Source organism: Saccharothrix sp. DSM 118769 (assembly GCF_052936295.1).
Map to the genome: position 1 here is coordinate 2,602,568 of NZ_CP193627.1, position 25,587 is coordinate 2,628,154.

At 74.6% G+C, this 25,587-nt stretch carries 20 protein-coding genes; 13 read left to right on the top strand and 7 right to left on the bottom strand.

All coding sequences use genetic code 11. From position 1 onward, the window contains the following. Positions 1–14 precede the first annotated feature (14 nt). The gene (locus ACRAKJ_RS12085) at positions 15–1,076 is read left to right on the top strand and encodes a lytic polysaccharide monooxygenase (protein WP_438925117.1); all 1,062 of its coding nucleotides are present in this window, start codon (positions 15–17) and stop codon (positions 1,074–1,076) included. Between the two features lie 282 nt (positions 1,077–1,358). Beyond that, entirely contained in the window at positions 1,359–2,000 is a 642-nt protein-coding gene (locus tag ACRAKJ_RS12090) for a DNA alkylation repair protein (protein ID WP_438925135.1), read from the top strand. Positions 2,001–2,030: 30 nt separating this feature from the next. On the opposite strand, the gene ACRAKJ_RS12095 is transcribed toward ACRAKJ_RS12090, so the two are convergent. The 3 genes from ACRAKJ_RS12095 to ACRAKJ_RS12105 are packed head-to-tail and all read right to left on the bottom strand — an operon-like array spanning position 2,031 to position 6,676. Beyond that, complete coding sequence (locus ACRAKJ_RS12095) at positions 2,031–3,815, bottom strand: ATP-binding cassette domain-containing protein (protein WP_438925118.1); 1,785 nt, start codon at positions 3,813–3,815, stop codon at positions 2,031–2,033. Further along, positions 3,812–5,761, bottom strand: a complete 1,950-nt coding sequence (locus ACRAKJ_RS12100) for an ATP-binding cassette domain-containing protein (RefSeq protein ID WP_438925119.1) — start codon at positions 5,759–5,761, stop codon at positions 3,812–3,814. Before ACRAKJ_RS12100 ends, ACRAKJ_RS12095 begins: the two co-directional genes overlap by 4 nt. After that, on the bottom strand, positions 5,762–6,676 hold the full coding sequence (locus tag ACRAKJ_RS12105; protein WP_438925120.1) for a glycosyltransferase: 915 nt from the start codon (positions 6,674–6,676) through the stop codon (positions 5,762–5,764). 498 nt (positions 6,677–7,174) lie between these two features. Between ACRAKJ_RS12105 and ACRAKJ_RS12110 the strand changes: the two genes are divergently transcribed. Next, complete coding sequence (locus ACRAKJ_RS12110; protein WP_438925121.1) at positions 7,175–8,380, top strand: SpoIIE family protein phosphatase; 1,206 nt, start codon at positions 7,175–7,177, stop codon at positions 8,378–8,380. Between the two features lie 118 nt (positions 8,381–8,498). Here the strand turns inward: ACRAKJ_RS12110 and ACRAKJ_RS12115 are convergent, their stop codons facing one another. Beyond that, a complete protein-coding gene (locus tag ACRAKJ_RS12115) occupies positions 8,499–9,404 on the bottom strand; it encodes a LysR substrate-binding domain-containing protein (protein WP_438925122.1) in 906 nt (301 codons plus the stop codon). A gap of 106 nt (positions 9,405–9,510) precedes the next feature. Here ACRAKJ_RS12115 and ACRAKJ_RS12120 point away from each other — a divergent pair, with 106 nt between their 5' ends. From ACRAKJ_RS12120 to ACRAKJ_RS12145, 6 genes are all read left to right on the top strand, one after another. Continuing rightward, positions 9,511–10,491: a fumarylacetoacetate hydrolase family protein gene (locus ACRAKJ_RS12120; RefSeq protein ID WP_438925123.1), complete on the top strand. Its 981-nt coding sequence runs from the start codon at positions 9,511–9,513 to the stop codon at positions 10,489–10,491. After that, a complete protein-coding gene (locus ACRAKJ_RS12125; protein WP_438925124.1) occupies positions 10,488–11,441 on the top strand; it encodes a cyclase family protein in 954 nt (317 codons plus the stop codon). Before ACRAKJ_RS12120 ends, ACRAKJ_RS12125 begins: the two co-directional genes overlap by 4 nt. Before the next feature lie 12 nt (positions 11,442–11,453). Beyond that, complete coding sequence (locus ACRAKJ_RS12130; protein ID WP_438925125.1) at positions 11,454–12,572, top strand: FAD-dependent oxidoreductase; 1,119 nt, start codon at positions 11,454–11,456, stop codon at positions 12,570–12,572. 65 nt (positions 12,573–12,637) lie between these two features. Beyond that, a complete protein-coding gene (locus tag ACRAKJ_RS12135; RefSeq protein ID WP_438925126.1) occupies positions 12,638–13,654 on the top strand; it encodes an amidohydrolase family protein in 1,017 nt (338 codons plus the stop codon). Continuing rightward, the gene (locus ACRAKJ_RS12140; protein ID WP_438925127.1) at positions 13,651–14,589 is read left to right on the top strand and encodes a VOC family protein; all 939 of its coding nucleotides are present in this window, start codon (positions 13,651–13,653) and stop codon (positions 14,587–14,589) included. The genes ACRAKJ_RS12135 and ACRAKJ_RS12140 overlap by 4 nt, the downstream gene beginning before the upstream one ends. 4 nt (positions 14,590–14,593) lie before the next feature. Beyond that, a complete protein-coding gene (locus ACRAKJ_RS12145; protein ID WP_438925128.1) occupies positions 14,594–15,526 on the top strand; it encodes a fumarylacetoacetate hydrolase family protein in 933 nt (310 codons plus the stop codon). A 5-nt stretch (positions 15,527–15,531) separates the two neighbouring features. Here the strand turns inward: ACRAKJ_RS12145 and ACRAKJ_RS12150 are convergent, their stop codons facing one another. Together ACRAKJ_RS12150 and ACRAKJ_RS12155 are read right to left on the bottom strand one after the other, a co-directional pair. After that, positions 15,532–16,524, bottom strand: a complete 993-nt coding sequence (locus ACRAKJ_RS12150) for a substrate-binding domain-containing protein (protein WP_438925129.1) — start codon at positions 16,522–16,524, stop codon at positions 15,532–15,534. Positions 16,525–16,535: 11 nt separating this feature from the next. Further along, positions 16,536–19,196, bottom strand: a complete 2,661-nt coding sequence (locus ACRAKJ_RS12155) for a family 78 glycoside hydrolase catalytic domain (RefSeq protein WP_438925130.1) — start codon at positions 19,194–19,196, stop codon at positions 16,536–16,538. 176 nt (positions 19,197–19,372) lie between these two features. Between ACRAKJ_RS12155 and ACRAKJ_RS12160 the strand changes: the two genes are divergently transcribed. The 4 genes from ACRAKJ_RS12160 to ACRAKJ_RS12175 are packed head-to-tail and all read left to right on the top strand — an operon-like array spanning position 19,373 to position 24,884. Continuing rightward, positions 19,373–20,266 carry an ABC transporter permease subunit gene (locus ACRAKJ_RS12160; protein WP_438925131.1) on the top strand — a complete coding sequence of 298 codons (894 nt, stop codon included), beginning with the start codon at positions 19,373–19,375 and terminating at the stop codon, positions 20,264–20,266. Beyond that, on the top strand, positions 20,263–21,081 hold the full coding sequence (locus ACRAKJ_RS12165) for an ABC transporter permease subunit (protein ID WP_438925132.1): 819 nt from the start codon (positions 20,263–20,265) through the stop codon (positions 21,079–21,081). The genes ACRAKJ_RS12160 and ACRAKJ_RS12165 overlap by 4 nt, the downstream gene beginning before the upstream one ends. Before the next feature lie 38 nt (positions 21,082–21,119). Next, complete coding sequence (locus ACRAKJ_RS12170) at positions 21,120–22,370, top strand: extracellular solute-binding protein (RefSeq protein WP_438925133.1); 1,251 nt, start codon at positions 21,120–21,122, stop codon at positions 22,368–22,370. Between the two features lie 24 nt (positions 22,371–22,394). Beyond that, positions 22,395–24,884, top strand: coding sequence for a glycoside hydrolase family 3 C-terminal domain-containing protein (locus ACRAKJ_RS12175; RefSeq protein WP_438925134.1), 2,490 nt, complete (start codon positions 22,395–22,397; stop codon positions 24,882–24,884). Positions 24,885–24,932: 48 nt separating this feature from the next. On the opposite strand, the gene ACRAKJ_RS12180 is transcribed toward ACRAKJ_RS12175, so the two are convergent. Further along, the gene (locus ACRAKJ_RS12180; protein ID WP_447008936.1) at positions 24,933–25,424 is read right to left on the bottom strand and encodes a hypothetical protein; all 492 of its coding nucleotides are present in this window, start codon (positions 25,422–25,424) and stop codon (positions 24,933–24,935) included. Positions 25,425–25,587: the final 163 nt, after the last annotated feature.

The window sequence follows — 25,587 nt, forward strand, 5'->3', positions numbered from 1 at the left end:
GGGGCTCCTTGACCGTGAGGGTCCCCTCCCGACCCGACTCCGCCTGGCGGGTGGCGGCGGCGGTCGGCGCCTGCCTGGCGCTGCTGACCACCCTGCTGGTCACCTTCGGCGCGGGCACCGCCTCCGCCCACGGCGCCGTCAGCGACCCGCCCGCGCGCCACTACGGCTGCTACCTGCGCTGGCCCAACGGCCCCACGCCGCAGACGGCCGCCGAGGACCCCCAGTGCTACCGGGCCTGGCAGGCCGACCCGTCGGCGATGTACAACTGGAACGGCCTGTTCCGCGAGAACGTGGCGGGCGACCACCAGGCCGCCCTCCCGGACGGGCAGCTGTGCAGCGGCGGCCTGACCTGGGGCGGTCGCTACGCCGCCTTCGACGAGCCCGGCGACTGGAAGGCGGTGGACCGCCCCTCGCGGTTCACCCTCAACCTCAACGACCAGTCCTCCCACGGCGCCGACTACATCCGCGTCTACGCCACCAAGCAGGGCTTCGACCCGAAGACGCAGAAGCCGCGCTGGAGCGACCTGGAACTCGTCGGCCAGACCGGGAAGATCCCCACGGGCAGCAGGACGCCCGTCGAGGTCGACGCCCCCGGCCGCACCGGCCACCACGTCCTGTTCACGGTCTGGCAGGCCAGTCACCTCGACCAGTCCTACTACTTCTGCAGCGACGTCAACTTCACCGGCGGCGGTCAACCCACCACCACCACGACGACCACCACGACCACTACTACGACCACCACGCCGACCAGCACGACGACGACGCCCACCGACGTCCCGGCCCGGACCTGCTCGGCCACCTTCCGCACCACCTCCCAGTGGTCCGGCGGCTACCAGGCCGAGGTGCGGGTGACCGCCGGGTCCACCGCCGTCACCGGCTGGACGGTGAACTGGTCCTTCGCCGCCGGCGAGCGGATCAACTCGATCTGGGGCGCCACCGCGACCACGAGCGGGACCTCGGTCAGCGCCCGCAACGCGGCCTACAACGGCTCGCTCGCCCCGGGCGCCTCCGGCACCTTCGGCTTCGTCGCCTCGGGCACCGCCGGCACCCCGGTCCTCACCTGCACCGCGTCCTGACCCGGCACCACGCCCCGTCCGCCCGCCCCACGGCGGCGGGCGGGCGGGGCGCCGCTCGGCGAGCGGTCGGACCCGGCGGCCGGACCTCCGCACCGCCGACGCGGGCACCTCGTCGCGGCCGGGGGACACGCCCGGCTCCCCGTGTGGTTTCCTCGTGGCCGGATGTCGACGAGGGTGGGGGTCGGGGTGGCCGAGGCGGCGGGGACGACGGCGGCGGGGACGACGGCGGCGGGAACGACGGCGGCCGGGACGACGGCGGCCGGGACGACGGTGACCGAGGTGATGGCCGAGCTGGCCGCCCTGGAGGACCCCCGGGCCCGCGAGGTGAACGAGAAGCACGGCGACGACCACGGGGTGAACCTCGGCAAGCTGCGCGCCCTCGCGAAGCGGCTCAAGACGCAGCAGGAACTCGCGCTCCGGCTGTGGGCGACGGGTGACGGCGCGGCGCGGCTGCTGGCGATCCTGGTCTGCCGCCCGAAGGCGTTCGACCGCGACCGGCTGGACGCGATGCTGCGCGAGGCCCGCACGCCCAAGGTGCACGACTGGCTCGTGAACTACGTGGTGAAGAAGAGCCCGCACGCCGAGGAGCTGCGCCTGGCCTGGTCCGCCGACCCGGACCCGGTGGTCGCGAGCGCCGGGTGGGCGCTGACCACCGAACGCGTGGCCAGGAAGCCCCAGGGCCTCGACCTGCCCGGGCTGCTCGACGTCATCGAGGCGGAGATGCGCGACGCCCCCGACCGCCTCCAGTGGGCGATGAACCACTGCCTGGCGCAGATCGGCATCGAGCACGCCGAGCACCGCGCCCGCGCCGTCGACATCGGCGAGCGCCTGGAGGTGCTCAAGGACTACCCGACGCCGCCGAACTGCACCTCGCCGTTCGCGCCGGTCTGGATCGCCGAGGTGGTGCGCCGGCAGACCGGCTGACACCCCGTCCGGGCCCGGGGGCGCGGGGTGTCAGCCGTACGCCTTCGCCTGGAGCGCGAACAGCTCCGCGTAGGGGCCCGCCGCGGCGGTGAGCGCGGCGTGGTCGCCGGTCTCCACCACCCGGCCGTCCTCCACCACGACGATCAGGTCGGCCGTGCGCACCGTGGAGAACCGGTGGGACACGAAGACGGTGATCCCGCCGGTCCGGGCGGCGACCCGCCTCGCGTGGTCGGCGTACCGCTCGAACAGGACGTGCTCCGCCTCGGGGTCCAGCGCCGACGTCGGCTCGTCGAGCACGAGGAGCAGCGGGGCGTCCCGCATCATGGCCCGGCCGAGCGCCAGCTTCTGCCACTGGCCACCGGACAGCTCGGCGCCGTCGGCGTAGCTCTTGCCGAGGTGGGTGCGCAGGCCGTCGGGCAGGTCGTCCAGCACGCCGGTGGCGTCGGCGCGCTCCAGCGCCGTGCGGACGGCCGGTTCCGACGACGCCCTGGGCAGGTCGCCGAGGCCCACCACCAGTTGGGCCGCGAACTCGTACCGGACGAAGTCCTGGAACCCGGCCGCGACCCGCGTGCGCCACTCGTCGACCGACATGCCGTGCAGGTCCGCCCCGTCGACCAGGACCCGTCCCGCCGACGGCCGGTAGAACCCGCACAGCAGCTTCACCAGCGTCGACTTGCCCGCCCCGTTCTCGCCGACGATCGCGACGGTGGCGCCGGCCGGCAGGTGGAGGTCCACCTCGCGCAGCACGGGCGCGTCGGTGCCCGGGTAGGTGAACGCCACCCCGGACAGCTCGATCCCGTCGCGCAGCCGGTGCGGCGGAGAGTGGCGCGGAGGAGCCGGGTCGGGCCCGGTCACCAGCGCGGTGACCTCGGTGAGGCGCCGGTACGCGCCCGCCATCCGCTGGAGGTCCTGGAGCAGCGCGACGGCGGTGGAGACCTGCTGGTTGACCTGGGCGGCGAGCACGACCACCAGCACCACGTCGCCGACACCGCGCCGCCCGGCCACCGCGTCGCGCACCACGAGCAGCACGCCCGCGACGTAGGCGAGCGCGAAGACGACCTGCCCGGCGGCCCGCACCCACGTGGCGGTCAGGTGCGCGCGCCACAGGCCGCGCGTCGCCTCGTCCCACAGCCGGTCGTGCCGGGCGCGCAGCTCGTCCTGGACCCGGGACACCCGCAGCTCCCCGGCCAGGCGGGCGGAGGTGGCCAGGTGGAACAGGTTGAGCGCGGTCCTGGTCGGCTCGGCGGTCGCCGTCCTGGCCCGGTCGAGCACCCGCTCGGCCGCGCGGCCGGCGAGCAGGGGCGGCACGGCGGCGACGGGGAGCAGCAGCAGCCACGGGTTCTGCACGGCCAGCAGGACGGCGGTGAGCGCCACCGCGAGGACCAGGCCGACGCCGTTGAGCAGCGCTTCGAGGCCGGTGCGGAACTGCCTGCCCTCCTGCCGCAGCACGGTCCACGTGTCGGCGTGCTCGGCCCGCTCGTGGTGCTCGATGCCGGCGGAGCCGTTGGACACCTCGATCACGCGCTCGTCGAAGTCCAGCTCGGCCAGCTCGGCCAGCTCGTAGTAGGCGAGGTGGGCGAAGTGCGCGAGGGCCAGCGCCATCACCGCCAGCACGGCGACGACCACGCCGGCGAGCACCGCCCGCCCCGTCGCGCCCGCGACGACCTCGCGGGTCATCCACCCGAGCGCCCCCGCCAGCAGCGGGGCGGCGACCGCGCCGGCCGTCATCAGGACCACCGCCAGCGCCGTCTTGCGGGGGTTCAACCGCCACGCCGTGGCGATCACGGTCCACGCGCCGGCCACCAGGACCCTCACCCGGCCACCCCGCCGACCCGGCCGACGAACCGGTCCGCCTGCAACCGGAACAGCTCCGCGTAGCGCCCGTCGCGGGCGAGCAGGTCCGCGTGGCCGCCCTGCTCGGTGACCCGGCCGCGTTCGAGGACGACGATGAGGTCGGCGTGCCGCACGGTCGAGAACCGGTGGGAGATCAGCAGGGTGGTCGCGCCGGCGGCGAGGTCGGCGAACTCCTCGAAGAAACCGGTCTCCGCGCGCACGTCCAGGCTCGCCGTAGGTTCGTCCAGGACGACGACCCGGGAACCGTGGCGCAGCGCGAACAACGCCCTCGCCAGCGCGACGCGCTGCCACTGGCCGCCGGACAGCTCCGTCCCGCCGGTGAGGTGCCGCGCCAGCGGCGTGTCCAGCCCGAGGGGGAGGCGGGCCACGGCCTCCCCGAGGCCGACCGAGTCGACGACCTCGCGGATCGCGGCCCGGTCGCCCAGGTGGCCGACCGCGCCGAGCGCGACGTTGTCCGCCACGGACGCCTCGTACCGCACGAAGTCCTGGAAGATCACGCCGAGCCGGGCGCGCCACTCGTCGACCGGGAACTCGCGGATGTCGACGCCGTCGAGCGTGATCCGGCCCGAGGTCGGCTCGTAGAGCCTGGCGAGCAGCTTGACCAGGGTGGTCTTGCCCGCGCCGTTCACGCCCACGACGGCCGTGCAGCGACCGACGGGGATGGTCAGGTCCAGCCCGTCGAAGATCATCCGCCGTTGGCCGGGGTAGTGGAAGCCCACCCGCTCGAACCGGATGGCGCCGACCGGCTCGGGCACCGACCGCCGCGCGGCCCGGACGCGTCCCCCGCCGGCCCGTTCCCCGTTGGCCGGGGCTCCGGCGGCCCGTTCCCCGTTGGCCCGTTGCCCGCCGGCCCGCTCCTCGTGGGCGTCGACGTGCCCGGTGAACCGCCGCACCGCGTCGTGCGCCCTCATGCCGATCGCGGTCGGCAGGTCCGCCTCCGGGTAGTGCTCGGCCAGCCGCAGCACGCCCAGGGTCGCCGTCGCGACGAGCACGAACCCGGTGAGCGTCATCTCGCGCGCCGTCGCGCCGAGCGCCGCGAACACCGCGCCGGCGACCGCGAGGCCCACGACCGAGAACCGCGCGAACGGCCACAGGTAGACGGCGCGGCGCTCGGCCCAGAGGGGGTCGAGGAAGCGGAGGTGGGTGTCCCGCAGGCGTTGCCGCAGCCAGCCGAGCAGGCCGAAGACCCGGATCTCCTTGCCGCCGGCGGCCCCGCCCGCGAGCTCGCGCAGGTAGTCGGTCTCGCGCTGGTCGGCGGCGAGCAGGGACCGGGTCCTCGCGTACCGGCGCAGCCCGCCGCGCTGGCCGTGGCGGAACAGCGCGACGGTGACCGCCAGCGCCGCCGCCGCGGCCCACGAGAACACCACGCCCACCGCGACCACGTAGCCGGTCAGCTCGGTGTACCGGGCGACCAGCGCGAGCAGGCCGGTGGCCGCCCGGCCGGGGCTCTGCACGCCGAACTCCACCTCCCGCGCGGCGGACCGGAGCGCGTCGAGCGCCTCCTGGTCCTCCAGCGGGCCGAGGCCGGGGCTGCGCAGCGACGCGGCCATCAGCTCGTCGAACACCCGGCCGTCGACCCGGCGCGTCACCAGCTCGCCCACGGCCCGCTCCGCGGGGGCGATCAGCTGCCGGGCGACGAACGCGCCGGCCGCGACGCCGAACACCGCGACCAGCGAGTCCCACGCGCCGGAGCCCAGGCCCGCGCCGACGGCCGCCGGGACCCGGCCGAGCAGCACCGCGGTCGCCGCGGTGAACAGGACCGGGAGGCACCCGAGCAGCAGTTCGAGCACGACCAGGACGGCGACCGGCCGGCCGCCGGCGCGGGGCAGGAGCCGGGCGATCTCCCGCCGGGCGGCGAACTGCTCCCGCGCGGTGCCGACCCAGGCGGGGGTCCCGGTGCCGGCCATCTACCCGACGACCCCGTCCCGCGTGTAGTCGGCGCAGCGGGGGAGCCCGCGCTCCTCGACGACGTCGTTGAACGCGGAGAAGCGGATCGCGGGCACCTCGACCAGCAGCCGGGTGATCGGCGTCCGGTACTTCTCCGCGATGTAGCGGTAGTTCTCCAGGGCGGCCCTGCTGTTGTCCTCGTGGTTCTTGTCGTGCGGGTAGTGGATGGACTCGGCCTCCCGGAGCACGCCGAACCGGGCGCCGTCGCGGTGCAGCCGGTAGGCGAGGTCGAGGTCCTCACCGCCCCACTGCCGGAGCGCCTCGTCGTACATGCCGATCGAGCGCACCTGCTCCGTCAGCGCCGACGCGTGGCAGGTCCAGTACATCAACCACGGGGCCGGGAGGTGGCCGAAGTCGTCGGAGTAGCGGGCGTAGAACGGTTCGCGCACGTCCGGCCACGACCCCGTCCGCGCCATCGACTCGATGGACGCGTCCACGTCGTCGACGTCGACGACCTTCCGGATGAGTTCCGCGTCCTCGTTGTCGAGGTTGAAGCAGTACACGTACCCGTTCAGCGCCAACGGTTCCCGGGCGGCGGCGTGGGCGGCGGCGTGCGCGGCCAGGCTCGTCGAGTGCAGCAGCACCCCGGAGTCGACGAAGACGCAGACCTCGCCGCTCGCGTGCCGGATGCCGGTGTTGCGCGCCGCGGCGACCCGGTACCCCTCGTCGGGCTGGTAGAAGTACCGCAGGTCCAACCGGTCCTCGAAAGCGCGCACCGCCGCCTCGGTGCCGTCGTCGGAGCCGTCGTCGACCACCAGCACCTCGAACCGGTCGCGGGAGAGGTCCTGCGCGGCGAGCGAGTCGAGCGTGAGTTCGAGCAACCGCCTCCGGTTGTAGGTCGGGACGATGACCGTGCAACGCAATGAGCTACCCACGAGAGGCTCTCCTCCAGAGGTCCCGCCAAGGCCGTTCGACGGCCGGTCCCGCACGACGTCGGGAACCCGGTGGGACCGTGGCGGAGGTCCACTCTCCCGGGTGATCCCGACCGAGCACCGCGCAAGTCTGCCGAGGTGCCGGAGCGCTGGTCAACACCACGAACGAAGTCATCGCGGCCAGGTCGGCGCGGGCGTCTCAACCGGTGCGCACGCCGGCCGGCGTCCGGCCGGACGGGGTACCGCCGGTGGGCGGATCACCCGGTCGGGCCACCCGATCGGGGCCCCGGGTCGCCGGGTCGCCCGCACGTCCCCGTCCGGTCGGGCGGCGCTCCCCGACGGGGCGCCGCGGCTCCGACTCGTGCGCACCGGGGAGCACGGCGGCCACGGCGCGCACCCCGTCGGGGTAGGCTGGTGTGCTCGACGTCGGCTGTGTGGCACCCGTGGGTAATCGGGCCTCTCACTCCGCGTGACAGGTCGGGGTTCGGACGGGGATGGCGGATGAGCGGTGCGCGACGTGCGCGGACCAGGCTGCGGGTACTGGAGGCGGTGACCGACAGCACGCTGCGGGAACTGGACCTGGACAAGCTCTTCGAGGTGCTGCTGCGGCAGGTCCGCGAACTGCTCGCGGTGGACACCGTCACCGTCCTGCTGGCCGACGCCGCCGGTGAGCAGCTGGTGGCCCGGGCGACGTCCGGCCTGGAGGAGGAGGTCTTCCAGGGCACCCGGGTGCCGGTGGGCTCCGGGTTCGCCGGTCGGGTGGCGCGGTTGCGCGAACCCGTGCAGATCGAGCGCGTCGACGAGTCGACGGTGATCAACCCCCTGCTGTGGGAGCGCGGCCTGGCGGTCCTGCTGGGCGTGCCGATGGTGGCCCAGGGCGAGCTGACCGGGGTGCTGCACGTCGGCAGCACCACGCCACGCCGGTTCACCGACGAGGAGGTCGAGCTGCTGCGGCTGGTGGCCGACCGGCTGGCGACGGCCGCGCACGTGCACCGGTCGCGGTCCGAGCGGGCCGCCGCCATGCTCCAGGACAGCCTCCTGCCGGGGCGCCTGCCCGTCACGGCGGGCTGGGAGGTGGCCGCCCGCTACGTCCCGGGCGCGGACAGCGGCGTCGGCGGCGACTGGTACGACGTGTTCGGCCTCCCCGGCGGGCGCATCGGCCTGGTCATCGGTGACGTGGTGGGCAACGGCCTGCCCGCCGCGATCGTCATGGGACGGCTGCGCAGCGCGTTGCGCGCCTACGCGCTGGAGTTCGACGACCCGGCGGAGGTGCTCGGCAAGCTCGACCGCAAGGCCAGCCACTTCGAGGCCCACACCATGGCCACGGTCGCCTACGCGGTGATCGACGTGGCGACCTCGCGCGCGGAGCTGGCCCTGGCCGGCCACCTGCCGCCCGTGCTCGCCGTGCCCGGCCGGGACCCCGCCTTCGTCGACGCCCCGCTCGGCCCGCCCATCGGCTACCACCTGGGCGTCGCGGGCCGCCGGGGCGCCGGCGTCGACCTGCCGCCCGGCGCGCTGGTCGCGCTGTACACCGACGGCCTCGTGGAGCGCCGCGACCAGGACCTCGACGACCGGTTGGAGCTGCTCCGGCAGGTCGTCTCCCCGGTGGCGCCGGAGACGGCGTGCGCCCGGATCATGGCCACCCTGATCGGCGACCGGCCCGCCACCGACGACATCGCGCTGGTGACGATCCGGCGCGGCCCCTGACCCCGGGCTGCCCCTGACCCCGGGCTGCCCCTGACCCCGGGCTGCCCCTGACCCCGGGCTGCCCTTGGCCCCGGGCGGCCCTGACGCCGGGCAGCCCTGCTCACGGGCGGCGCTCGCCTCAGGCGGCGTCGATCACCCTGCCGACCCGTTCGGCGGTCTCCCGCAGCCAGAGGTGCCCGGCGTCCTGCGCGTGCACCGGGTGCCACCACAGCGCCTCCTGGAGCGGCACGGCGGGGAAGGGGCACGGCAGCACGCGCACGCCGGGCGCGGGGAAGTGCTCGACCAGGCGCTGCTGCACCAGGGCCACCCGCCGGGTGCCGGCGACGAGCGGCGGCAGCAGGTGGAACGAGGGGACGGAGACGTCCACGCGGGGGCTGATGCCCAGCATGCTCAGCTGGCGGGTCACGGGCGCGTCGTAGGCGCGCTGGTAGACGGCCCAGGGCAGGCGGGCGAGGTCGTCGAGGGTCAGCTCGTCGCCGACCTCGGGGTTGTCGTCCGCGACCAGGCAGACCCACGTGTCGGTGAAGAGGCCGACGGAGGGGAAGTCGTCCAGGACGCCGTGGGGCATGAGGAGCCCGTCCACCGTGCTCAGCAGGGTCCCCACGTTGTCCAGCAGGGTCGGGGAGGTCTGGCGGAAGGTCAGGTGGACACCGGGTGCCTCCGCGTGCAGCACCCGGGCCAGGGCCACGCCGAACACGCTCGCGCCGTAGTCCGAGGTCAGGATGGTGAACTCGCGGCTCTCGGTGGTCGGGTCGAAGGTGGCCTGGCTGCTGAACACGCGCTCCAGCACCTCGCACGCGGCGGCGGCCCGGTCGCGCAGCACCGCGCCCAGCGGGGTCAGGTCGTAGTGGGAGCCGGTGCGCGACAGCAGCGGGTCGTCGAAGTGGCGGCGCAGGCGGGCCAGGGCGGCGCTCATCGCGGGCTGGGTCAGGCCGATCCGCTGCCCGGCCCTGGTGACGTTGCGCTCCTCCAGCAGCGCCCGCAGGGCCACCACGAGGTTGAGGTCGAGGTTCGACAGGTTCACCGCGCCTCCAGGCATCCACCGCGTGGATGCGGTGCATCACGAACATTCATTTCCGCGATCCTTTGACCCGCGTCACAGTAGTCCTCACGACACGGGAGGACACCTGATGGCAACACCCACGCAACCCGTCCGGTTCGCGCTCGGCACCTTCTCCGACGACGGGGCGCCGCCGTTCCCCGGCCTGGTCGTCGGGGAACGGGTGCTGGACCTGGAACGGGCGCTGCCGTGGCGACCCGCGTCCGCCCGCGCCCTGCTCGACCGGTGGGACGAGGCCCTGCCCGCGCTGCACGGCCTGGCCCGCGACGGCCACCGCGAGTGGCGACCGCTCGGCGGGCTGCGGGTGCACGCCCCGGTCGAACCGCGCCAGGTGGTCCAGTCCGGCGCGAACTACCGGCAGCACGTCATCGACCTCGTCGTCGCCCACCGCCCGGAGGGCTCGGCCGAGACCGAGGAGCAGGCGCGGGAGCGGGCCGCCGCGATCATGGACCGGCGGGCGCGCGAGGACCAGCCGTACGTGTTCACCGGGCTGCCCTCGGCGATCACCGGCCCGTACGACGACGTGGTGCTGCCGTCGTGGTGCGCGCAGCCGGACTGGGAGCTGGAACTGGCCGCGGTCATCGGCAGGCCCGCGCACCGGGTGTCCCCGGACCGGGCGCTGGAGCACGTCGCGGGCTACACCATCGCCAACGACCTCACCGCCCGCGACCACGTGTTCCGCACCGACATGCGCGAGATCGGCACCGACTGGTTCCGGTCGAAGAACGCGCCGGGCTTCACCCCGGTGGGCCCGTACCTGGTGCCCGCGGAGTTCGTGCCCGACCCGTCGGACCTGCGGCTGACGTTGAAGCTCAACGGCGAGACCATGCAGGACGAGTCCACCGAGGACATGATCTTCGACGTCGCGCGGGTCGTGTCCTACGCCTCGCAGACCGCCCGGCTGCTGCCCGGCGACCTCGTGCTGACCGGCTCGCCCGCGGGCAACGGCATCCACCACGGCCGGCTGCTGCGCGACGGCGACGTGATGGAGTCGACCATCACCGGCCTGGGCGTCCAGCGCACCCGGTGCGTCGCCGAGGGGGGCGCGTGAACCGCGACGACCCGGAGGGCGCGGTCGCGGAGGCCGCCAGGACCTGCTCCAACTGGGGCCGGTGGGGCGAGGACGACGTGCTCGGCACGCTCAACTTCCTCACCGAGGACAAGCGCCGCGAGGGCGCGGCCCTCGTCCGGCGGGGCGCGAGCTTCTCGCTGTCGCTGCGCTTCGACATGGACGGTCCGCAGAAGGGGTGGCGGCGGCGCACCAACCCGGTGCACACCATGCTCGACACCGGCACCGACGCGGCGGCGGGCCTCCAGGGCTTCCCGCACGGCATCGGCGGCGCGGACGACGTGATCTCCATGCCGCTGCAGTGCTCGACGCAGTGGGACGGCCTCGGGCACATCTTCGACCACGGCCGGGCGTGGAACGGGCGTGACGCGGCCACCACCGTCACCTCCGCCGGGGACCAGGTCACCGGCATCGAGCACATGGCCGCGCACGTCGCCGGCCGCGCCGTGCTGCTCGACGTCGGCCGGGTCGTCGGTGGTGGCGAACTGCCCGACGGCTTCGCCATCACCGAGCACCACCTCACCGAGACCGCCCGCGCCCACGGCGTGCGGGTCGGCCGGGGCGACATCGTGTGCGTGCGCACCGGGCGGCTGGCCCGCGCCAAGCGCGACGGGTGGGGCGACTACGCGGGCGGGCCCGCGCCCGGCCTGTCGTTCACCACCGCGTCGTGGCTGCACCGCACCGAGATCGCCGCGGTCGCCACCGACACGTGGGGCTTCGAGGTGCGGCCCAACGAGTTCGACCACGCCTTCCAACCGCTGCACCAGGTCGTCATCCCGCACATCGGGCTGCTGGTGGGCGAGATGTGGGACCTGGAGGCGCTGGCCGAGGACTGCGCCGCCGACGGCGTGCACGAGTTCTGGCTGACCGCCGCGCCGCTGCCCATCACCGGGGCCGTCGGCTCACCGGTCAACCCCGTCGCCGTCAAGTAGCGAGGAGTCGCCATGACCCGCACCGTGCTCGTCCTCGGCGGTGGCACCGCCGGCAACGCCCTGACCGTCCTGCTGCGCCGCGCCGGGCACGCGGTGGACCTCGTGGAGTCCGAAGAGGACTGGAACGCCACGGCCGGCTCCGGCATCACCGTCCAGGGCAACGCCCTGCGCGTCCTGCGCGAGGTCGGCGTGCTCGACGCCGTGCTGCGCGAGGGGTTCCCGTTCGACGAGCTCGGCCTCCTCGCCCCGGACGGCGCGGTGCTCGCCGTGCAGCGCGGCGGTCGCCTCGGCGGCGACGACCTGCCCGCCACCGTGGGGATGCGGCGGCCGGTGCTCCAGCGCATCCTGATCGACGCCGTGCGCGCCTCGGGCGCGTCGGTGCGGCTGGGCGTCACCGCCACCGCGCTCGACCCCGGCAGCGGGGACGTCGCCTTCTCCGACGGCACGACCGGGCGCTACGACCTGGTCGTCGGCGCGGACGGCCTCAACTCGGCCACGCGCCGGCTGATCGGCGTCGAGGAGGTGCCCGTGCCGACCGGCATGGCCATCTGGCGCGCCCCCGTGCCGCGCCCGACCGGCCTGGAGCACACGCGGATGATCTACGGCGGGTCGTGCTTCATCGCCGGCTGCTGCCCGACCGGGCCGGACACCGCCTACGCCTACCTCGTCGAGCGCAACCGCGACCGCGACGCCGTCGCCCCGGGCGCCCACGCCGAGGAGATGCGCCGGCTGGCCGAGGGCTACGGCGGACCGTGGCCGGAGATCCGGGCCGCGCTGACCGACCCGGCGGTGGTCAACTACACGTGGTTCGACCGGCTGCTCGTCGACGGGCCGTGGCACCGGGGACGGGTCGTGCTGGTCGGCGACGCCGCGCACGCCTGCCCGCCCACGCTGGCCCAGGGCGCGGCCATGTCGCTGGAGGACGCGCTCGTCCTGACCGAGCTGCTGTCCGCGCACGACACCTGGGACGACGCCGTGCTCACCGCCTACCGCGACCGCCGGTACCCGCGCGTGCGCACGGTCGTGGACGCCTCGGTGCAGCTCGGTCGGTGGCTGCTCGACGGGGTGCGCGACGCCGACGTGCCCGGCCTGATGGGCCGCACCGCGGGTGTCCTGGCGGCGAAGCCGTGACCGCGCCCGCAACGCCCACCGCGCCCGCAACGCCCGCAGCACCCGCAACGCCCGCAGCACCCGCCGTGACCGCGCCTGCGTCCGCGCCGACCGTGGACGTGCACGCGCACGTCCTGCTCCCCGAGGTGGACCTGCTCGTCGCCGACGCGCCCGGCCGCGCCGGGGCCCGCGAGCTGGACGCCCGCCGCAACGGGCCGGACGCGCTGGCGGTCAGCGGCGCGATGGTCCGCGACCGGCTGCGGCTGCTGACCGACGTGGTGCACCGGCTGGCCGCGATGGACATCGCCGGCGTGGACGTGCAGCTGGTCAGCCCGTCGCCCTCGCACTACCACTACTGGGCCGACCGCGAGGTCGCCCGCGCGGTGTACGAGACGGCCAACACCGCCACCGCGAAGCACTGCGCGCACGCCCCCGACCGGCTGCGCGGCCTGGGCCTGGTGCCGTTGCAACACCCCGACCTGGCCGTGCGGGCGCTCGACCACGCGCTGGGCGAGGGGCTGGCGGGCGTGCAGATCGGCAGCCACGCCCCGGGCCGCGAGCTGTCCGACCCGGCCTACGAGCCGTTCTGGGAGCTGGCCGCCGAGACCGGCGCGGTGGTGTTCCTGCACCCCTTCGGCTGCACGCTCGACGAGCGGTTGGACCGCTGGTACCTGTCCAACAGCGTCGGCCAGCCCGTCGAGAACGCGGTGGCGCTGTCGCACCTGGTGTTCTCCGGCGTGCTGGACCGCCACCCCGGCCTCAGGGTCGTCGCCGCGCACGGCGGCGGCTACCTGCCCACCCACCTGGGCCGCGCCGACCACGCCTGGCGGGTGCGCCCCGACGCGCACGGCTGCGCCCACCCGCCGAGCCACTACCTGCGGCGCCTGTGGTTCGACTCGCTGGTCCACGACGGGGGCGTGCTGCGCGAGCTGGTCCGCGTCGCCGGCGCGGACCGGGTGCTGCTCGGCTCCGACTTCCCGTTCGACATGGGCGCCGACGACCCGGTGGCCGCCCTGCGCGCCGCCGACCTGCCCGAACCCGACTTCCACGCCGTCCGAGGCGGCAACGCCGCCGCCCTGATCAACCTGGAGGAGACCCGGTGACCAGGCGATTGCTCACCCACCTGCGGCACGTCGACCTCGCCGTGCCCGACTACGACAAGCAGCGCGAGTTCTACGCCGGCGTGTGGGGCCTGACCGAGGTCGCGAACGACTCGGGCCTGAGCTTCCTGGCCGCCGAGGGCTCGCCCGAGCAGTACGTGGTGCGCCTGCGCAAGGCCGAGGAGAAGCGCCTCGACCTCATCGCGTTCGGCGCGGCCACCCCCGCCGACGTGGACGCGCTCGCCGAGCGGCTCATCGCCGCCGACGTGCGGCTCATCAGCACGCCCGACCGGCTCGGCACGCTCGGCGGCGGCTACGGCTTCCGGTTCTTCGACGTCGACGGCCGCACGGTCGAGGTCTCCGCCGACGTGGAGGTCCGCCGGCACCGCCGCGTCGAGGAGAAGGAGTCCATCCCGGTCCGGCTCTCGCACGTGGTGCTCAACTCGCCCGACCTCGGCGCCACCCGCGCCTGGTACGAGCGGCACCTGTCGTTCGCGCTGTCGGACACCCTCAGCTCCCCGCACGTGGGCGAGCTGATGCACTTCATGCGGATCAACCCGCAGCACCACAGCCTCGCCGTCGCCAAGGGCCCGCACACCTCGCTGCACCACATCTCCTTCGAGCTGCGCGGCGTGGACGAGTACATGCGCGGCACCGGGCGGCTGCTGCGCGCGGGCGTGCGCAAGATCTGGGGACCCGGCAGGCACCTGGCGGGCGACAACACGTTCTCCTACTTCTTCGACCCGCACGGCAACACCGTCGAGTACACCACCGAGCTGGAGCAGCTCGACGAGGACAGCTGGCACCCCCAGGTGTACGACCTGTCCCGCCCCGAGGTCAGCGACCAGTGGGGCACCGCCAACCCGATGAACGAGCTGGTCGCCAAGGAGTCGTTCAACGACCCCGACCGCGGCTGCTTCGTCGCCCCGCCGGTGTGACGGCATGAGGTTCGCGACCTACCGGCACGAGGGGCGCGAGCAGGTCGGCGTGCTCGACGACGCCGACCTGCTGCACCCGCTCGACGCGGCGTCCCTGGTCGACGTCCTGGGCGAGCTGCCCGCCGTCGGGGCCGCCGCCCTGGAGGGGCCGCCCGGACCGCACGTCTCGGCGGTGCGGCTGCTCGCGCCGCTCCGACCGCCCTCGGTGCGCGACTTCGTCGCGTTCGAGGAGCACGTGGAGGGTATGCGGGCGGGCGCGGGCGTGCCGGAGCGGTGGTACGCCGCGCCGACGTTCTACTTCACCAACCCGCACGCCGTCCTCGGCCCGCACGACGACGTGCCCGTCCCGCCGGGGTGCGCCCGGTTCGACTTCGAGCTGGAGGTCGCCGCCGTCGTCGGCCGCGAGGGCCGCGACCTCACCCCCGAGGCGGCGCGCGACCACATCGCCGGCTACACGATCCTCAACGACTGGTCCGCCCGCGACCTCCAGCACGCCGAGATGGCGGTGGGCCTGGGGCCGTGCAAGGGCAAGGACACCGCCACCACGCTCGGCCCGTGGCTGGTCACCCCCGACGAGCTGGAGCCGTTCCGCGACACCGACGGCCTGCTCCGGCTCGCGCTGACCGCCGAGGTCGACGGCGAGGTCGTCGGCTCCGACCTGCTGTCCAACATGAGCTGGACGTTCGAGGAGATGACCGCCTACGCCTCGCGCGGCACCCTCGTGCGGCCCGGCGACGTGCTGGGCTCCGGGACCTGCGGCAACGGCGGCTGCCTGGCCGAGCTGTGGGGCCGGGGGTCGGACCGGCCGCCGCTGCGGCCCGGCAACGTCGTCACCCTCACCGTCGAGGGCATCGGCGCGCTGGCCGGCACGGTCGTGGCGGGGACGGCGGCGACGCCCCTGCCGCCCGCCCGCCGCCGCCCGCGGACGAGGCCGTGACCGCGTTACGACGACGCGCGCTCCACCAGCTTCGGCTCGAACACCCGGCGCCGGTGCACGTGCTCGGGGCCCAGGTCGATCTCGTCGGCGAGCAGCCGCGCGGCGGCCTGGCCCAGCTCGTAGCCGTCCACGTGGACGGAGGTCAGCGGCACGGCGGCGGTCTCGGCGGCGTCTATGTCGTCGTAGCCGACCAGGGCGAGGTCGTCGGGGACGGTCAGGCCGCCGCGCAGGGCGACCTGCATGACGCCCAGGGCGAGCAGGTCGTTGGCGCAGAACACCGCGGTGGGGCGGTCGGTCCCGGCCAGCAGCCGCTCCGCGGCGCGGCGGCCCTGCTCGACGGTGAACGCGCGCACCTCGACGGTGCGCAGGTCGTCGGGGGACCGGCCGGCCCGCTCCAGCGCGCGCAGGGAGCCCGCCCGGCGGTCGACGGACTGCCGCATGGTCATCGGCCCGGTGACGAAGGCGACGTCCCGGTGGCCCCGCCCGAGCAGGTGGGTGACGGCCTGCTCGGCGCCCGCCACGTCGTCGACGGCGACGCAGCACACGTCGGGCAGGTCGGCGACGTTGTCCAGCAGCACCACGCGCAGCCCGCGCTCGCGCAGCCCGGCGACCCAGGCCGGGGTGGGGTCCACCGGGTTGATCAGCACGCCCTGCATCCGCTGCTCGGTGATCAGGTCGAGGTAGCGGCGCTCCTTGTCCGGGGAGACGTCGCTGTTGCACAGCATGACGGCGTTGTCGAACTCCAGCATGGTGTCCTCGCAGCCGCGCGCCACGTCCGTGAGGAACGGGTTGCGCACGTCGAACACGACCAGCCCCACGGCCTTGGTGCGCCCGCTGACCATGGTGCGGGCGGCGGCGTTGGGCAGGTAGCCCAGCTGCTCGATGACCGCCAGGACCCGGGCGCGGGTGACCGGGGCGACCCGGTCGGGGCGGTTGAGGACGTTGGAGACGGTGGCCGTGGAGACCCCGGCGGTCGCGGCCACCTGCTTGATGCCCACCGTCGACACCGTCAGACCTCCACCGCGGTTGTGCGAACCGGGATCGTACCCGGGCCGGGGTCCTCGTGAGCGGGCCGGCACGGCGCGGTGACGCGGTGCGCGCCGGGCCCGACGTGCAGCGGCTCCCGGCCGTCGAGGTCGAGGACGGCCGTGGTGTTCGCCGGGACGACGACCTCCACGGTCAGCTCCGCCCCCTCCCGCCGCCACGACACCCGCGCCCGGCCGTACGGGGTGTCGTGCTCGGCGGAGGCGGCGGTCAGGCCCCCGCCGGGACGGGGCGCGACGCGGATGCGGCGGTAGCCGGGCGCGGCGGGGGACAGGCCCGCGACGGTGCGGTGCAGCCAGTCGGCCACCGAGCCCAGGGCGTAGTGGTTGAACGAGGTCATCTCGCCGGGGTTGACCGTGCCGTCGGGCAGCATCGAGTCCCAGCGCTCCCAGACCGTCGTCGCGCCCAGGCCGACCGCGTACAGCCAGGAGGGGCACTCGCGCTGGAGCAGCAGCAGGTAGGCGTCGTCGAGGTGACCGGAGCCGGCCAGCGCGTCGAGGACCACCGGGGTGCCCGCGAAGCCGGTGCCGACGCGGTGGCCGTCGGCGCGGACCAGCTCGGCCAACCGCCGGCCCACCCGGTCGCGCCGGTCGTCGGGCACGAGGTCGAAGCGCAGCGCGAGCGCGAGGCCGGTGGGCGTGCCGGGCGCGTCGGGCCGCAGGTAGGCGCGGGCGAACCCGGCCCGCACCCGGTCGTGCAGCGCCCGGTAGCGGGTCTCGTCGGCGGTCTCGCCCAGCACGCGCGCGGTGTCGGCGAGGGTCCGCGCGGACAGCGCCGCGTACGCCGTGGCCACCAGGTGCGGGTCGGTGCGCGCGGCCCACGGGTCCTCCGGCGGCGCGGCCGGGTCCAGCCAGTCGCCCAGCTGGCGGCCCCGGCGCCACACGCCGTCCTCGTCCAGCAGCGACGCCACCAGGTCCACCCAGGCGCGGGCGGCCGGGTACGCGGCGCGCAGCACGCCGCGGTCGCCGAACCGCTCGTGCAGCACCCACGGGGTGAGCACGGCGGCGTCGCCCCACACCGCGCCCGGCCAGGCCGGGTACCACTCGCCCTCGGGCAGGGTGGGGATCGCGGGGACGAAGAACGGCACCGTGCCGTCCGGGAGCTGGTCGGCGGCCAGGTCGGCCAGCCACGAGGTGAGCAGGCCGGCGCAGTCGTGCAGGAACGCGGCGGTGGGCGCGAAGACCTGGATGTCACCGGTCCAGCCCAGGCGCTCGTCGCGCTGCGGGCAGTCGGTGGGGATGTCGAGGAAGTTGCCCCTCATGCTCCACACCACGTTCTCGTGCAGCCGCTCCAGCGCCGGGTCGGAGCAGGCGAACCAGCCGGTGCGGCGCATGTCGGTGTGGCACACCACCGCCGTCACGTCCGCCGGGACCAGGTCACCGGGCCAGCCGGAGACCTCCGCGTAGCGGAAGCCGTGGAAGGTGAACCGCGGTTCCCACTCCTCCGCGCCGTCGCCGCGCGGCGCGTACCGGTCGACCGACACCGCGCCGCGCAGCGGGCGCACGCACAGCTCGCCGTCCTCCAGCACCTCGGCGTGCCGCAGGGTGATCTCCCGCCCGGCCCCGCCGGTGACCCGGACGCGCAGCCGCCCCACCAGGTTCTGCCCGAAGTCCAGCAGGAACCGGCCGTCGCCCTTGGGCGTGACGGACACCGGGGCCAGCAGCCGCGTGCGCCGCACCGGCGGCCCGGTCGGGGCCACCAGCGTGGCCGGGTCGCGCTCGACCGCCTCCACCGGTCCCCACGCCGAGTCGTCGAACCCCGGCGCGTCCCAGCCCACCGGTTCCAGGCGGGCGTCGAAGTGCTCGCCCTCGTACAGGCCGGCGGACACCAGCCCGCCCGTGCCCGCGCGCCACGAGCCGTCGGTGCCCACGACCTGCCGCGTGCCGTCGGCGTACGTGATCTCCAGCTGCGCCAGCGCGCCGACGCGGTCGCCGTAGACGGCGCGCGTGCCGCCGTTGAAGCCCAGCCTGCCCCGGTACCAGCCGTCCGCCAGCGCCACGCCGACCGCGTTGCGGCCGGGGCGCAGCAGCCCGGTGATGTCGTGGGTGCGGTAGCGCAACCGTTCGCGGTAGCTGGTCCACCCCGGCGCCAGCACGTCGTCGCCCACCGGCGCGCCGTTGAGGCGCAGCTCGTGCACGCCGTGCGCGGTGGTGTAGGCGCGGGCGTGCGCCACCGGTCCGCCCACGGTGAACTCCGCGCGCAGCAGCGGCGGCCGGTCGGCTTCGACGGCGGGGGAGACCACGCGCGCGGTCCAGTCCCCCGGGCGCAGCAGGCCCGCCTCCACCGCCGAGGGCGCGCTCCACGGCGTCACCCGCCCGTCGCGGCCCCGGGCGCGCACCCGCACCACCCGCCGGTCCCGCGACCCCAGCGGTTCGGCCGGCCACGGCACCAGGCGCGACTCGCCCGACTCGACCCGGTGGCGGCTGACCGCTCCTCCCGCGCCGGTGCCGGGCGCCCCGACCCGGGACACCTCCACCTCGTAGGCGGCCTGCGCCCACCCGCCGGCCGGGTCGTCCACCGTCCACGACAGGCGCGGTGCCGGTTCGCCGATGCCCAGGGCCTCGCGGTGGTGCTCCGCGGTCGGCGCGGTCACCCGCGCGGGGGCGTCGTGGTTCTGCTGGTGCACGTGGCGTCTCCCGGGACGTCGAACCGGATGTTCCGCTGCTATGTGTAACGCTTCAAGTCATCGTTTGGGAAGCACCCCTTGACCGACGTGCGCGGTGTCACCTACGGTTCGGCCACTCCTGTAAAACGTTTCAATCCCCACCCCCGGTGTCCCGGGGCGAGAACGGAACTCCCGTCATGGCAACAGCGCTCAGACCGCGCCGGCGCTCCCGGTCGGCCCCCTGGTGGTTCCTCGCGCCCGGCCTGGCGTTCTTCGCCTTCGCCGTGCTGGTGCCCAGCGCGCAGGGCGCCGGGTACGCCTTCACCGACTGGGACGGCATCAGCCCGGCGCCGGAGTTCGTCGGCCTCGACAACTTCCGCGCCCTGCTGGAGGACGGGACGGCGCGCTCGGCGCTGCTCACCACGCTCCTCGCGGCGTCGGCCATCACGGTGGTGCAGAACGCGATCGGCCTGCTGCTGGCGCTGGGCGTCAACGCGCGCATCAAGAGCCGCACCGTGCTGCGGGTGTTCTTCTTCGCCCCGGCCGTGATCACCCCGGTGGTCACCGCGTACCTGTGGAAGTACCTGTACGCGCCGGAAGGGGCGATCAACGCCCTGCTCGGCGCCGTCGGGCTGGGCTCCTGGCAGCAGGACTGGCTGGGCGACACCGACCTGGCGCTGTGGTCGGTGGTCGCCGTGGTGATCTGGCAGTTCGCCGGCTACTCCATGGTGATCTTCCTGGCCGGGCTGCAGTCCATCCCGCAGGAGGTCAACGAGGCGGCGTCGCTGGACGGCGCCGGCGCGGTCAGCCGGTTCTGGCACGTCACCAGGCCCATGCTCGCGCCCGCCACGACCATCAACCTCATGCTGTCGGTCATCGGCGGCCTGAAGCTGTTCGACCAGGTGTGGGTGATGACCCAGGGCGGGCCGGGCGGCGCGACCGACACCCTGTCCACGGTCATCTACCGGCAGGCGTTCCAGTTCAACGACTTCGCCTACAGCATCGCCATCGCGCTCGTGCTCACCGTCCTGGTCGCGGTGATCAGCGCGGTGCAGTACCGGGGCCTGAGCAGGCAGGGGGGCGCGGCGTGAACCGCTACACCTGGCGCACCGCGGGGTTGGAGGCCGTCATGGTCGCCACCGCGCTGGTGTTCGCCTTCCCCGTCTACGTGCTGCTGTCGCTCTCGCTGCGCCGGCCCGGCGACCAGTCCTCGCCGATCGCGCTGTCGTCGCCCACCCTGGCCAACTACGGCGACGCCTGGCGGCAGGCGGACCTGGGCACCGCCCTGCTGACCAGCACCCTGATCACGGTGTGCAGCGTGGTCCTCGTGGTGCTGCTCTCGGCGATGGCGGCCCACCCCCTCGCCCGCAGCACGCGGGCGTGGTCCAGGGCGGCGTTCCTGCTGTTCATGCTCGGCCTGCTGCTGCCGTTCCAGCTCGCCCTGATCCCGCTGTACCAGACCATGCGCGACCTCGGCCTGCTCGGCGAACCGCTCGCCCTGGTCGTGTTCTACACCGGCCTCCAGGTGCCGTTCTCGGTCTTCCTCTACACCGGTTTCCTGCGCGCCCTGGACCCCGCCTACGAGGAGGCCGCGCTGATCGACGGCGCGGGCCCGCTGCGGGCGTTCTTCTCCGTCGTGCTGCCGCTGATGCGACCCGTCACCGGCACCGTCGTCATCCTCAACGCCATCTTCGTGTGGAACGACTTCCTCACCCCGCTGCTGTACCTCAGCGGCACCGAGCGGCAGACCGTGCCGGTCGCCCTGTTCGGGTTCGTCGGCCAGTACGTGTCCCGGTGGCCGTTGGTCTTCGCCGGGCTCGTCATCGGCACCGCGCCGGTGCTGCTCGTCTACTTCGCCATGCAGAAGCGCGTCATCCAGGGGTTCGCCGGCGGCCTGAAGGGCTGACCCGCACCCCCACACCACACCACACCCGGAGCACAACGATGTCCTCTTCCCGACGCGCCCTCGCGGTCGCCGTCACCGCCCTGCTGCTGTCCGCCTGCGGCTCCGGCTCGTCCGGCTCCGGCGGCAACGCCCTCAAGGTCGCCGCCAACGCCACCGACCGCGCCTCGGTCGACGCCGTCGTGGAGGCGTTCGAGCGGGAGAACCCCGGCACCGAGGTCACCGTGACCTACGCCGACACCGACCAGTTGCAGAGCACCCTGCGCACCCAGCTGTCCTCGGGCACCGGCCCGGACGTGTTCACCGTCTGGCCCGGCAACGGCAACCCCGGCGCGCTCCGGGTCCTCCAGCCCGCCGGCTACCTCGCCGACCTCAGCGACCGGCCGTTCGCCGCGTCCGTGCCCGCGGCGTCCAAGCCGGTCACCCAGGTCGACGGCAGGACCTACGTCGTGCCCGCCAACTACAGCGGCATCGGCGTCGTCTACACCCAGGAGGCCATGACCGCCATCGGCGGTCGGGAGCCGACGACCTGGGACGAGCTGCTCGCGCTGTGCGGCAAGGCCCGCGACAACGGCAAGGTGCTGCTGGCGCTGGGCATCCAGACGCCGTGGGTCACCCAGCTCGTCACCTACGCCCTCGTCGCCACCACCGCCTACGCCGACAACCCCGAGTTCGGGCAGGACATGGCGGCGGGCGAGGAGAAGTTCGCCGGCTCCGGCTGGAAGACCGCGCTGGAGAAGTACCTGGAGATGGACGAGCGCGGCTGCTTCAGCGACAAGCCGCTGGGCACCAGCTACGAGACCTCGATCAAGGACGTCGCCCAGGGCAGGGCGGTCGGCGTGGTGCAGGTCGCGAGCAGCCTGTCGTCGGTGCGCGCGGAAGCCGGCGACGCCGACATCCGCATGTTCCCGCTGCCCGCCGGCGACGACCCCGCCAAGACCCGCATGCCCGGCGCCGTCTCCGCCGCCTACGGCGTCAACGCGAAGAGCGCCAAGGCCGACCTGGCGAAGGAGTTCGTCGACTTCCTCGGCTCGGAGAAGGGGCAGAACCTCTACAACGAGAAGGGCGGCACCCTGCCGGCGATCCCCAACGCCTCGTTCAAGGCCGACCCCGCGCTGACCCTGCTCGACCAGCACCTGCGCAACGGCACGACCGTGGCGTTCATGGACCAGTACTGGCCCACGCCCAAGGTCCAGCAGGAGCACTTCACCCAGGTCCAGAAGCTGTTCTCCGGCGACGTCTCCGTCGACGACGTCCTCGCCGCCCTGGACGAGGTCTACGCCGCCAAGTAGGTCACCCTCCCCTGAAAGGTTGACATGGACCGTCGAAGCTTCATCTCAGCCACCGCCCTGACCGCCCTCGCCACCGCCGTCACGTCCACCCCCGGCACGTCCACCGCCGCCACCGGCACGTCCACCACCGCGCCCGCCGGGCACGGTCACCGCGCCGCCGCGGCCGACCCCCGGGTCGAGCAGCTGTTGGCCCGCATGGGCCAGGCCCAGAAGATCGCCCTGGTCCGCTGCGACTTCGCCGCCCTGGCCGGGCTCGGCATCCCGGCGCTGAGCATGGCCGACGCCTCCGCCGGCCTGCGCGGCGAGACCGGCGTCACCGCGTTCCCCGTCCCGCTGGCCCAGGCCGCCACCTTCGACCCCGCCCTCGTCGGCCGGATGGCCTCGGCCGTCGCCGCCGAGGGCCGGGGCAAGGGCTTCAACAACCTGCTCGCGCCCACCGCCGACATCACCCGCAGCCGGCACTTCGGCCGCCAGTCCGAGGGCTTCGGCGAGGACCCGACCCTGGCCGGCGCGCTGGCCGCCGCCGCGACGACCGCCCTGCACCGGGGCGGGGTGCTCGCCACCCTCAAGCACTTCGCCGCCTACACCCAGGAGCTCGACCGGTTCGCCGTGGACGTCAAGGTCTCCGAACGCGCCCTGCACGAGGTCTACTACGCCCCGTTCCGGGCCGCGGTCGAAGCCGTCCCGCTCACCTCGGTCATGATCGCCTACCCGAAGGTCAACGGCACCTACGCCACCCAGGACCCGGTGCTGTTCGACGACCTCAAGCGCCTCATCGGCTTGCAGGGCTACACCGTGCCGGACTTCTGGGCAGGCGACGACCAGGTCGCCGCCGCCAGGGCCGGCATGGACCTCGCCGGGCTCGGCCCCGGCGGCGTCCGGGTCACCGCCGACGAGCTGGCCCGCGGCGTCCCCGCGGCGCGCATCGACGACGCCGCGCGCCGCATCCTGTCCGCCATGGTCGCCGCCGGCCTGTTCGACACCCCGCTACCGGCTCCCGCGCCGGTCGTCACCACGCCCGCCCACCAGGCGCTGGCCCACGACCTCGCCGTGCACTCCACGGTGCTGCTGGCCAACCGGGGGGTGCTGCCGCTGGCGCGGGCGGTGAGGTCCCTGGCCGTCATCGGCGTCGCCGACACCGGCGTCATCACCGGCGTGTCCGGCTCCACCTACGTCGACCCCGGCACGTGGACCACCCCGCTCCAGGCCATCCGCGCCCGCGCCGGGAGCGCCGTCACCGTCACCACCTCGCCCGGCACCCTGGGTGACGTGCCGCTGCCCGTCGTGCCCGCCGCCGCCCTCCCGGGCGGCCTGACCGGCACCTTCTACGCCGGGGCCACCCCCACCGGCACGCCGGTCGCCACGCTGACCGCACCGACCCTCGACTTCGACCAAGCGCCCGTCACCGGCCTGCCGGCGGTGTGGTCCGCCCGGTGGACCGGCACCCTGACCCCCACCACCACCGGCCTGCACCGCTTCTCCCTGCTCACCTCCGGCACCGCCGAGCTGGTGATCGACGGCAGGACGGTCGTCTCCGGCACCCGGCACATGCGCCGCTTCTTCCTCGGCCCGTTCGACTACCCCCTCCAGGGCACCGCCCAGCTCACCGCCGGACGCCGGGTCGACGTCACCGTCGAGTACACCAACGCCACCGCCGAACCCGGCCAGAGCGCCCTCGCGCTCGGCTGGCAGCCGACCTCGCTCATCCCCGCCGCCGTCACCGCGGCCCGGGGCGCGGACGCGGCCGTCGTCGTGGTCAACCGCGTCGCCGGCGAGGACATGGACCACGACACCCTGTCCCTGCCCGGCGACCAGGACGCGCTGATCGCCGCCGTGGCCGCGGCCAACCCCGACACGGTGGTGGTGCTCAACACCGACGGCCCGGTCGCGATGCCGTGGCTGGGCTCGGTGCGCGCCGTCGTGCAGACCTGGTACGGCGGGCGCGGCACGGGCACCGCCCTGGCCGCCGTGCTCTTCGGCGACGCCGACCCCGCCGGCCGCCTGCCGGTCACCTTCCCCGCGTCCGAGGCGCAGGGACCGGCGACCACCCCGGCCACCTACCCCGGCGTGGACAAGGTGGTGCGCTTCGACGAGGGCGTCCACGTCGGCTACCGCCACTACGACAAGGCGGGACAGGAACCGCTGTTCCCGTTCGGCCACGGCCTGTCCTACACCACGTTCACCCTGGGCGACCTGACGGCGTCCTACGGCGGCGGCACGCTGACCACCGGCGTGACCCTGACCAACACCGGCACCCGCGCCGGCTGGCAGACCGTCCAGCTCTACGCGGCCCTGCCCCCCTCCGCCAAGGCCGAGGTGCGCCGGCTCGTCGGCTTCCGCAAGGTCCACCTCACGCCGGGCCAGCGGACGCGGGTCGCCATCGCGGTACCCGAGCGGGCGCTGTCGGTGTGGAACCCCGCCACCGACGCCTGGGTCCTGACGCCGGGGCTCTACACCCTGTCGGCGGGCACCTCGTCCCGGGACCTGCCCGTCCGCCGGACGATCACGCTGTAGCGCGGCGGCGCGCCCCGCTCCACCGCTCCGCCGGTCCGCCGGTGGCGGTCAGCGGGGGCAGCGCGCCGGTCGCCCGCCGTGCCCGTGCAGCGCCGGTGCCGGGACCGGCGGCGGTGGTTCCTGTACCTGCGCCGGTACCGGTACCGGTACCGGCGCAGGTGCCGGTTCCTGTGCCGGGACGGACACGGGTGCCGGGTACGGCCTGGCGCGCCGCCGGAACCAGCACAGCAGGGCACCGCTGTGCCGCTGCGGCGGGAGGGTCAACGTGCGCAGCACGTCGTCCTCCAGCCGGTGGACCACGGCGTTCTTCCGCACCAGCACGTCCTCCATCCGGTGGATCGTGCGCTGCCCGCGGTACCAGGCGCCGTCGGCGTGCAGGCCGGCGGCGCGGCTGCGCCGCCGGAAGTCGGCGCTGACACCCGCCCAGAACCTGCTGCGCTCACGGGCCTGCGCGGCGTTCCGGGCCGCGGCCTTGCTGCGCGCCAGTGCGTGGGCGACCCGGGCGTGCCGTTCCGCCGGTGCCTCGATCGACGTCCCCACGGGTCCACCCTTGCCCACGGCCTCGGTCCAAGGCCACAACTTTCACCCGCTCGTGTGACAGGAGGGACTCGTTCAGCGGCACGTGACCGACCGCCGTCACCCGAGAGCCGCATGGGTAGTCCACAAAGGACCACTCACCGTGGCCGCGTCGCCGGTCCACAGT